The organism is Mycolicibacterium wolinskyi, from assembly GCF_002101965.1.
GTDB classification, from domain to species: domain Bacteria; phylum Actinomycetota; class Actinomycetes; order Mycobacteriales; family Mycobacteriaceae; genus Mycobacterium; species Mycobacterium wolinskyi.
Map to the genome: position 1 here is coordinate 1 of NZ_LQQA01000028.1, position 11,680 is coordinate 11,680.

Below are 11,680 nucleotides of genomic sequence, written 5' to 3' on the forward strand. Positions count from 1 at the left end.
TCGAATGCCACTGAGGAGATTTTGGCCGGGATTTATGCCCAGGTGTTGGGTCTGGATCAGGTCAGTGTCGATGACTCCTTCTTCGAACTCGGCGGAGACAGCATCCTTTCCATGCAGTTGGTGGCCAGGGCACGCGCCGCGGGCCTGGTGTGTCAACCGCGCGATGTGTTCATCGAGCAGTCGGTGTCCCGGCTGGCTCGCGTGGTCAGGTACGAAAGTGCAGCCGAGGGCCGGACGGATGACGGCGTCGGGCCGATTGTGCCCACACCGATAATCGAATGGCTTTGGGACATCAATGGTCCCATTGATCATTTCAACCAGACCATGGTGTTGCAGGCACCGTCCACCGCGACCGAGGAAGACGCGGTCATCCTGCTGCAGGCTTTGCTTGACCGGCACGGCATGCTGCGCCTGCGTGTCGACGATGACGGCGACGAGAAGCCGAGGCTGCGGGTCACCGAGCCGGGCTCAGTCCTTGCCCATGACCGCATGCTGACCGTCGACGAGGTATCAGGTGATTCTCTGGCGGAGGCGCGTTCGCGGCTGAATCCAGCAGCAGGGTCGATGCTCGCGGCGGTGTGGGGCAACAAGACCGGCCAGTTGGCGGTGATCATCCATCACATGGCGGTCGATGGGGTCTCCTGGCGGATCCTGATCGAAGATCTGAACACTGCCTGGCTCCAGCATCGGGCGGGACAGCCGATAGCGGTTCCAGCGGCCGGCACATCCTTCGCCTCGTGGGCGACGTTGCTGCGTGACCATGCGACCGATCCAGCGGTCGTGTCCAATGCCGACGCGTGGCGGCAGATAGCCAAGCTTCCTGCAGTGCTGCCGCCGCCGCAGTCCGACGTAGATACTTACGCCACAGCGGGACAGCGGTCGATGACTCTGGACCCGCAGACCACCGCGCTGCTGCTCGGCGAGGTACCGACCGCATTCCGTGCCGGCGTCCAAGACATCCTGCTGATTGCCTTCGGAATGGCGTGGGCGGAGTACCTCGGTGGTATTCGCGGCCCGATTCGTGTCGATGTGGAAAACCATGGGCGCGATGAGGGGTTGGCCGTCGATGCGGATCTGTCTCGTACCGTCGGCTGGTTCACCGCGAAGTACCCGGTGGCACTCCAAGTCGAGAACCCGGCGTGGCCGCAGGTCGCAGCGGGCGATGCCGAAATCGGCCGTGTCGTCAAGGGATTGAAAGAACAGCTCCGCGCCCAGCCCGACGCACTCAGCTACGGACTACTGCGGTATCTGAACCCCGACGTCGATATCTCCGGACCCGAATCGTCCATCGTGTTCAACTATCTCGGCCGGCTCGGTGGGACTGCCGAGTTGTCCGATGAGCTGTGGCGCCCGCATCCCGACGGAGTGGCTCTGACGGCTGAGGCAACTGCGGTGTCGACACCGCTGCCTCACACCGTTGAGATGAATGCCGGAATTCTGAATGGCGACGGCGGTGAGCCGCGACTGCACGCGACGTGGACATGGGCCACATCGGCGCTCGGACACGAAGCGATCGACCGGATAGGTCAGCTGTGGTTCGAGGCGTTGACCGGTATCTGCGCCCACGTCCAGGCCGGTGGCGGGGGATTGACGCCGTCAGACATCCCGTCCACCAGGCTCGGTCAGCAGCAGGTCGACATACTGACGGGTCGGCATCCGGTCGTAGACATCCTGCCGCTGACACCTCTGCAGCGCGGACTCATGTTCCACACGCACACCGCCGATGAGACGGACGACGTCTACGCGGTGCAGCTGGACATCACTGTGTCCGGACCACTTGACGTCGATCGGCTGCGTGACGCCACGTTCGCGGTGGTCCGTCGTCACCCGCACCTGGTGGCCCTGTTCTCAGACGAATTCGACGAGCCGGTTCAGTTGCTGCCGGCTGACCCGTCGGTGCCATGGCAGTACATCGAGGCGGGCATCGCGGACGACGTGGATGAACTGATCGCCCGAGTGTGTGCTGATGAACGTGCTGCAGTACGCAAACTGGCGGATCAACCGGTGTTTCGCGCCGCCTTGATCAGAACGGCCGCGGATGAGCACCGTTTCGTGCTGACCAATCACCACATCCTGCTCGACGGATGGTCGACACCGATCCTGCTACAGGAAATTTTCGCCAGCTACTACCGGCACCGTCTACCCGCCGCCACGCCGTACCGACGATTCGTGCAGTGGCTGACCGAACGCGACGTCGATGCGGCGAGTTCGGCTTGGCGCGAAGCGTTCACAGACTTGTCCGCACCCACACTGATTGGTACGTCAGGGAATTCGCATCCGGGGCAGCGCGGCTACCAGTCCTATCAGTTGCCGACTGAAATCTCGACTGCGATAGGAGAACTCGCGCGGTCACAACACACCACTGTCAACACCGTGCTACAGGCCGCGTGGGCACAGTTGCTCAGCGTGCTCACTGGTCAGCACGATGTCGTCTTCGGCACAGCGGTATCCGGTCGCCCCGCTGATCTGGTCGGAGCCGAATCGATGGTTGGACTACTGATCAACACGGTGCCGGTGCGAGCGAGGATGACGGCGTCCACCACCACCGCGAGCTTGCTCGACCAGATGCAGCGCTTCACCAACGACACACTCGACCATCAGCACCTGGCACTGAGCGAGATCCACCGTGCCGCAGGCCACGATCAACTGTTCGACACACTCTTCGTTTTCGAGAACTATCCCATCGACATCGGTGAGCTCTCGGGTGAGGACGGATTGGCCGTCACCGCCTTCACCGCGCGCGAACAGAACCACTACCCGTTGAGCATGCAGGCTGTGCCGGGTGAGCAACTGAGTTTCCGTATCGAGTACGACGCAGATGCGTTCAGCAGCGATGAGATCGCAACGTTGTTCGCTCGTTTCGAGCGAACGTTGCTCGGCATGACAGCCGACCCGGAGCGGAAACTGCTGTCGCTCGACCTACTCGTCGACGGCGAGCATGCCCAGCTCGCGGCGTGGGGTAACCGCGCGGTCCTGGCGCAACCGGAGAACCCGATGTCGGTGCCCGAGCTGTTCGGCGCCCAGGTCGCTCGAACCCCGAATGCCGTTGCGTTGTCCAAGGGTGATGAAAACTGGACATATCGCGAGCTCGACGAACATGCGAACCGGCTCGCGAATCGGCTGGTGGCCGCCGGGGCCCGTGCCGGCGAGTGCGTGGCAGTGATGTTCCCGCGGTCCGCCGAGGCCATCGTCGCCATCCTTGCCGTGCTCAAGAGTGGCGCAGCCTATCTGCCGATCGATCCTGCGGTGCCGTCGGCGCGTATCGATTTCATGATCGCCGACGCTGCTCCGGTTACGGCGATCACGACGGCCAAGTTGGCCGAGAAGTTCGCCAACCACCGGTTGACGGTGCTCACCGTGCAAGATCCCAGTGTCGGCAGCCAGCCGAGTACCGCGGTGCCCGGACCGGCACCCGACGACGTCGCGCACATCATCTACACCTCCGGCACCACGGGTAAGCCCAAAGGCGTTGCGGTCACCCACCGCAACGTGACTCGGCTTTTCGACTCCATGGATGTCGGGTTCGACCTGTCACCTGATCAGGTGTGGACGCAATGTGCCTCCTATGCGTTCGACTACACGGTGTGGGAGATATGGGGTGCGTTGCTGCATGGCGGGCGGCTTGTCGTCGTACCCGAATCGGTGATGCAGTCGCCCGACGAGTTCCACGCGCTGCTGGTGGCAGAGCGGGTCACGGTGCTGAGCCAGACCCCTTCTGCGGTGGCAATGCTGTCGCCGGATGGCTTGGACTCCACAGCCTTGATGGTCGCCGCGGAGGCCTGCCCGGCTGAAGTTGTGGACCGCTGGGCTCCGGGTCGAGTGATGATCAACGGCTACGGGCCGACCGAGACGACGGTCTACGCCACGATCAGCGCGCCGTTGCGGCCAGCGTCCGGTGTCGTGCCGATCGGTTCACCCGTACCGGGCACGGCATTGTTCGTCTTGGACAACTGGCTGCGGCCGGTGCCCGCCGGGGTGGTCGGCGAGTTGTACGTGGCCGGGCGCGGAGTGAGCTACGGATACGTGCGGCGGTCGGCGCTCACCGCGACTCGGTTCGTGGCCTGTCCGTTCGACGGCTACGGAGACCGGATGTACCGCACCGGCGACCTGGTGCGGTGGGGCACCGACGGTCAGCTGCAGTATCTGGGCCGCGCGGACGAGCAGGTCAAGATTCGCGGGTACCGCATCGAACTGGGCGAGGTGCAGTCCGCGTTGTCCGCTGTGGACGGTGTGGACCAAGCCGCCGTCGTCGTCCGCGAGGACCGTCCCGGCGACAAGCGGATCGTTGGGTACGTCACGGGGCAAGTCGATCCGGCCGCTGCCCGGGCGGCGCTGGCCGAGCGCTTGCCGGCGTACATGGTGCCGACAGCGGTGGTGGTGCTCGAAGCGATACCGCTGACAGTCAACGGGAAACTCGACAAACGGGCGCTGCCTGCACCTGAGTATCAGGACCGCGGCGGCTACCAACGGCCCGCCAATGCGGTCGAGGAGATTCTTGCCGGCATCTACGGCCAGGTCTTGGGATTGGAGCGTGTCGGCGTCGACGACTCGTTCTTCGAACTCGGGGGAGACAGCATCCTGTCGATGCAGGTTGTCACCGCCGCGCGGGCTGCCGGACTGGATTGCCGCCCAAGGGACGTGTTCGTCGAGCAGACGGTGGCGCGATTGGCCAGGGTGGTCGAGGTCAGCGACATCGGTATCGAGGGCCGAGGCGACGAGGGCGTAGGGCCGCTGCCGGCCACGCCGATCATCAGATGGCTGCAAACCGTGGGCGATACGGATCAATTCAACCAGGCACTGGTGATCGAGGCCCCCGCTGCGGCAACGGAGGCCGACGCCGTCGTGGTGTTGCAGTCGCTGCTCGACCATCACGCTGCGTTGCGGCTGCGCGTCGACGAAAGTGATTCGGAGACTTGGTCTCTGACCGTGCTCGAACCCGGTTCGGTACGGGCCTCCGATTGTCTTCGGTCTGTCGACGCGTTGTCCGATGATGCGGTGGTGGCGGCCACGACACGGTTGGCTCCAATCGCAGGCGCGATGCTCAGCGCGCTGTGGGTGCGGTCGACCAGACAGTTGGTGCTGATGATTCACCACCTGGCCGTCGACGGTGTGTCCTGGCGAATCCTGTTGGAAGACCTCAACATCGCATGGGCTCAGCGCCACAACGGGCAGCCGATCGCTCTACCCAGGACCGGTACATCGTATGCGCGATGGGCCGACATGCTGGCCAAGCAGGCGTATGCCCCGCAGGTGGTCGACCAAGCCGATGACTGGCGGCAGGTGCTGAACAGCGCCTCGATCCTGCCCGCGGTGCGCCCCGGCGTCGACACCTTCGCAAGCGCGGGCCGGCTGTCGGCCGCGCTGGATGTCGAGACAACTCGATTGCTACTGGGTGACGTGCCCACCGCATTCCACGCTGGTGTGCAGGACGTTCTACTCATCGCGTTCGGGATGGCGCTAGCCGAATTCTTCGGCGTGACCGATGCCGCAATCGGCATCGACGTGGAGGGCCACGGGCGGCACGAGGAGATCGCCACCGACGCCGATCTGTCTCGCACCGTGGGTTGGTTCACGACGAAGTATCCGGTGGCGTTGAGAATCGATGAACTATCTTGGCCGCTACTGGAAGACGGTGATCCTGTTGTCGGTTCGATCGTCAAGAGCGCGAAAGAGCAGCTGAGAACCCAGCCCCATGGGCTCACCTACGGGTTGCTCCGTTACCTGAACTCCGCTGTCGAACTGACCGGCTCAGAGCCGACGATCGGGTTCAATTATCTCGGGCGTCTGGGTGCCGCCGCGGCCGGCCTGCCCGAGGAGCTGTGGCGAATCAGCGTATCGGGCATGTCGGCGATCGGCGCCGCAGCGCAGCTGCCCATGCCGCTCACTCATGCGGTCGAGCTGAACGCCGTGACCATGGATACCGAAGCCGGCCCCACGCTGCGCGCTGATTGGACTTGGGCACCGTCGATCCTCGATGAAGACCAAGTCAACCAGCTCAGCCAGTTGTGGTTGGACGCCTTGGCCGGCATCTGCTCGTATGTGCGCCGAGGCGGTGGCGGTCTCACGCCGTCGGATATCGCCCCAGCTCGACTCAGCCAGAAGGACATCGACCAACTGGCCGGCCGCTACAACGTCGCAGACATCCTGCCTCTGACGCCGCTCCAGCAGGGACTGCTCTTCCATTCGAGTGCCACCCGGCGTGCCGGGATCTCGAGTGAGCTGTATTCCGTCCAAGTCGAATTCACCGTGTCGGGGCAGCTCGACATAACGCGGTTGCGGGCCGCGGTGCAGAACGTCGTGACCCGCCATCCCAACTTGGTCGCCCGATTCTGCCAGGAGTTCGACGAGCCGGTGCAGGTGATCCTGTCCGACCCGGCCGCTGTCTGGAGGTACGTCGAACTCGACGCGAATGCACCCGATATCGACGACGAGATACGGAAAATCAGCTCGGACGAACGATTAGCCGTTGGCGATTTTCTCGATGAGCCAGCGTTCCGCATCGTCCTCATCCGCACCGCAGACGACCAGCATCGGTGCGTTGTCACCTTCCATCACATCGTGATCGACGGGTGGTCGATGCCCGTTCTGATGCGTGAGATCTTCGCGAGCTACTTTGGTGCGGACCTGCCCGCGCCCGGTTCATACCGCGACTATGTGTCGTGGTTGGCCGCGCGAGACATAGATGCCGCGCGCGAGGCGTGGCGCACAACCTTTGCCGGCTTCTCGACACCCACACTGGTGAGCCCGCCGAATCGATCCGAGACGGGGCCGCGTGGCGTCGAACGATTCCCGATATCCAAGGAGACCACGTCGGCACTCGAGAATCTCGCGCGCTCACAGCGCACCACCATGAACACGGTGTTGCAGTGTGCGTGGGCGCTTCTCCTCACCTCGTTGACCGGACAGAACGATGTCGCGTTCGGTGTCACGGTGTCTGGGCGTCCCGCAGAGGTCGAGGATTCCGGCTCCATCATCGGTCTCGTCATCAACACGGTGCCGGTACGGGCCACCATCACGCCCGAAACCACGGTCACCGATCTGCTGGAGCAGCTGCAGAAGTCGCATGGCGACACGCTCGAGCACCAACACCTGGCTCTGCGTGAAATACACCGGGCCACAGGGCATGACGAGCTGTTCGACACCCTCATCGTGTACCAGAACTACCCGATCGAAATCGGCGCGGAGTTGAACGCAGGTGGCTTGGCGGTCAGCGACATCTCCGGTCGTGAGTACAACCACTATCCGCTGACTGTGCAGGTGCATCCGGGAGCTGAACTCGACGTGCGCGTCGAGTACGACACCGACGTGTTCAGTCCGGCCCGCATCCAGACGTTGATGCGTCGACTTCAACGTGTGCTGGCCGCAATGACTGCCGATCAGGAGAGCCAATCATGACCGTTGATGCCAAGCGGCTGCTGTCGATCGACCTCTTCGACGAAGACGAACACGCTCAGCTCGACGAGTGGGCGAACAAGAAGCTGTTGGCCGAACCGACTCCTGAGGGCGAGTCGATCTCGGCCTTGTTCGCGCGTCACGTGGCGTCCTCACCGGACTCCGTCGCGGTGTCGTTCGACGGCGGGTCGATTACCTACGCGCAACTGGACGAGGCCGCCGACGACATGGCTCGTCGACTGGCGACGCAGGGCGCGCGTCCGGGTCACTGCGTGGCTGTTCTGCTGAATCGCTCCGTCGAGGCGGTCGTGGCAATTCTTGGTGTGCTGAAGACCGGGGCGGCTTATCTACCGATCGACCCAGCCCATCCGGACGCGCGTATCGGGTTCGTGCTGGACGATGCGGCACCGGTAGTTGTGGTCACCAACTCCGACCTGAGGCCTCGGCTCGACGGGCGGAGCCTCCCGATCGTCGATGTCACGGATTCTGCCGCCGAGAACGGCTCAGCCTCCCTGCAGCCGCCAGACGCGGACGATGTTGCCTACATCATCTATACCTCGGGTACGACGGGAGTTCCCAAAGGTGTTGCGATAACGCATCGCAACGTGACGCAGCTCTTGGGGTCGTTGAATGCCGGGTTGCCTCGGGCCGGTACGTGGGCGCTGTGCCATTCGTTGTCTTTCGACGTATCAGCATGGGAGATCTTCGCGCCGCTTCTCGATGGTGGTCGAATCGTCGTGGTGTCGGAGCAGGTGACGAACTCGCCCGATGATTTTCATGACGTACTGGTCGACCAGGGGGTGAGTGTGCTCACCCACACGCCGTCGGCGGCTGCGGTGCTGTCGCACGAGGGTCTGGATTCGCTCGCTTTGGTGATGGCCGGTGAGGCATGTACTGCCGAGGTTGTGGACCGATGGGCGCCTGGGCGCACGATGATCAACGCTTACGGACCCACCGAGACGACCATGTGCGTGTCCATCAGCAAGCCGTTGACGGCGCGGATGGGTACGCCGCCAATTGGCTCACCGGTGCCAGGAGCTGCACTCTTCGTGCTGGACAACGGGTTACGTCCGGTGGCTCCCGGGGTGATCGGCGAGTTGTATGTGGCCGGCCACGGGGTGGGCGTGGGCTACATCGGCCGGCCGGGCCTGACGGGTTCGCGGTTCGTGGCGTGTCCGTTCGGGGGCTCGGGTGTGCGGATGTACCGCACCGGTGATCTGGTTCGGTGGAACGACGATGGTCAGCTGCAGTATCTGGGTCGTGCCGACGAGCAGGTCAAGATCCGTGGCTATCGTGTCGAATTGGGCGAGATACAGGCAGCTTTGGCCGCGCTGGATGGTGTTGATCAGGCGGCGGTGATTGCCCGTGAGGACCGCCCGGGTGACAAGCGGCTTGTCGGTTACATCACCGGCACCGCTGATCCCGTCGGCGCGCGGTCAGCATTGGCCGAACACTTGCCGGCCTACATGGTCCCCGCGGCGGTGCTGTCGCTGGAATCTCTGCCGTTGACGGTCAACGGCAAGCTCGACACTCGAGCCCTTCCAGCACCGGATTACGCGGCTGGTGCCGGGTACCGGGCGCCGAGCAACGCGGTAGAGGATCTCCTCGCGGGTATCTTCGCGCAGGTTCTCGGCGTCGGCCAGATCGGGGTCGACGACTCGTTCTTCGACCTGGGCGGTGACAGCATCCTCGCCATGCGAGCGGTTGCCGCCGTGAACCGCGAGTTGGACGGTGGACTACCGGTACGGGCGTTGTTCGAGTCGCCGACGGTCGCGCAGTTGGCTGGTCGTGTCGGGGAAGGGGCCGACGGTTTCGGACCATTGGTCGCGGTTGAGCGGCCTGCGGTGGTTCCGTTGTCATTTGCGCAGAATCGGTTGTGGTTTTTGGAGCAGCTGCAGGGCCCGTCGCCGGTCTACAACATGCCGGTTGCGTTGTCTTTGCACGGTGAGCTCGATGCGGCGGCTCTTGCTGCGGCGCTTCACGAGGTGGTGAGCCGGCACGAGATCCTGCGCACCGTACTCCCCGCAATCGATGGGTCACCCCGGCAGGTCGTTGTGCCGGCCGACCAGGCGAACTTCGGCTGGGAGGTCGTGGATGCGAGTAGCTGGCCACAGAACCGCCTCGAAGAAGAAATCGATGCGTCGGCCCGGCACACGTTCGACCTGACCTCCGAGATACCGATCCACGCAACGCTTTTCCGTATCAGCGACGATGACCATGTACTGGTGACAGTCGTGCACCACATTGCCGCAGACGGGTGGTCGATCGCCCCATTCGTGAGCGATCTGGCCGAAGCGTATGCGGCACATCAGCATCGGCGCGAACCCCGATGGAAGCCGTTGCCGGTGCAGTATGTGGATTACACGTTGTGGCAGCGTGCGCAGCTGGGTGATTTGGATGATGCTGCGAGTCGTATTGGTGTGCAGTTGGCGTTTTGGCGTGATGCGTTGGCGGGGTTGCCTGAGCAGTTGGAGTTGCCGACTGATCGGCCGTATCCGTTGGTGGCGGATTATCGCGGGGCCAGTGTGGCGGTGGACTGGCCGGTCGAACTGCAGCAGCGAGTGGCCGCGGTTGCCCGGGCGCACAATGTAACCAGCTTCATGGTCGTCCAAGCCGCGCTCACCGTTCTCTTGTCGAAGATTGCCGCGACACCCGATGTGGCCGTGGGGTATTCCATCGCCGGACGGCGCGATCCGGCTTTACATGACCTGGTGGGTTTTTTCGTCAACACGTTGGTTCTTCGTGCTGATTTGTCGGGTGATCCGACGTTTGTGGAGTTGTTGGGTCAGGTGCGGGCGCGGAGTTTGGCGGCGTTCGATCATCAGGATGTGCCGTTCGAGGTGTTGGTGGATCGGCTCAATCCGGCCAGGTCCATGTCTCGGCATCCGATCGTGCAGGTGTTGTTGGCGTGGCAGAACTTCGACGGTCAGGGTGCGGGGGGTGTTGCTGGCGGCCTGTCGTTGGGTGATGTGAAGGTGAGCCCGCTGCCGGTGCAGACTCACACCGCGCGGATGGATTTGTCGTTTTCGCTTGGTGAGCGTTGGACGGCGGATGGTCAGCCTGCTGGGATCGGTGGTGCGGTGGAGTTCCGTACCGATGTGTTCGATGCGGCCACGATCGAGCGGTTGATCGCACGCCTGGAGCAGGTGTTGGCGACGGTGGCAGATGAACCGGCGCAGCGGATCTCGCACATCGATGTGGTCACCGCCGATGAACATGCTCACCTCGACGACCACGGAAACGTCGGGGTTCTGACCGCACCCGCACCGGGCTTGTCCTCGATTCCGGTGTTGTTTGGTGGGCAGGTGTTGCGGTGCCCGGATGCGGTGGCGGTGTCGTGTGGGCGGCGTTCGATGACGTATGCGGAGTTGGATGAGGCGTCGGATCGGTTGGCGTATTTGCTTTCTGGTGTGGGTGCGGGGCCTGGTCAGCGGGTTGCGGTGATGTTTTCGCGGTCTGTTGAGGCGATTGTGGCGATTGTGGGGGTGTTGAAGTCGGGGGCGGCGTATGTGCCGATTGATCCGGCGTTGCCGGATGCGCGGGTTGGGTTTGTGTTGGGGGATGCGGCGCCGGTGGCGGTGGTGACGACTGCTCAGTTGCGGCCTCGTGTGGAGGGTTATGACCTGTTGGTGGTCGAGGTTGATGATGCTCGTTTGGGGGATCGGCCGAGTGGTGTTTTGCCGGTGGTGGCGGCTGATGATGTTGCTTATGTGATTTATACGTCGGGGACGACGGGGGTTCCCAAAGGTGTTGCGGTGACGCATGGCAACGTGGCGCAGTTGGTGGAGTCGCTTCCGGTGGATTTGCCGCGGGCGGGGGCGTGGACGCAGTGGCATTCGTATTCGTTTGATGTTTCGGTGTGGGATATTTTTGCTCCGCTTTTGGGTGGGGGCAGGGTGGTGGTGGTGCCGGAGGAGGTGGCGGCTTCGCCGGCGGATTTTCATGCGTTGTTGGTGGCTGAGGGTGTTGATGTGTTGAGTCAGACGCCGTCGGCGGCGGCGATGGTCTCGCCGCAGGGTTTGGGTTCGATGGCGTTGGTGGTGGCTGGTGAGGCGTGTCCGGCTGATTTGGTTGATAGGTGGGCGCCTGGGCGGGCGATGTTCAATGCGTATGGGCCGACGGAGGCGACGGTTTATACGGCGGTGAGTGCGCCGTTGGTGGCGGGTTGTGGTGTGGTGCCGATTGGTTCGCCGGTGCCGGGTTCGGCGTTGTTTGTGTTGGATGGTTTTTTGCGGCCGGTTCCGCCGGGTGTGGTGGGTGAGTTGTATGTGGCTGGTGGTGGTTTGGC

At 63.5% G+C, this 11,680-nt stretch carries 2 protein-coding genes; both read left to right on the plus strand.

Annotated elements, in window-relative coordinates; genetic code table 11:
• The coding region (locus AWC31_RS21275) for a non-ribosomal peptide synthetase (protein WP_085145983.1) at positions 1 to 7,395 on the plus strand (7,395 nt) is incomplete at its 5' end.
• Between the two features lie 167 nt (positions 7,396 to 7,562).
• A partial coding sequence (locus AWC31_RS21280) for a non-ribosomal peptide synthetase (RefSeq protein WP_165766015.1) occupies positions 7,563 to 11,680 on the plus strand: 4,118 nt, incomplete at its 3' end.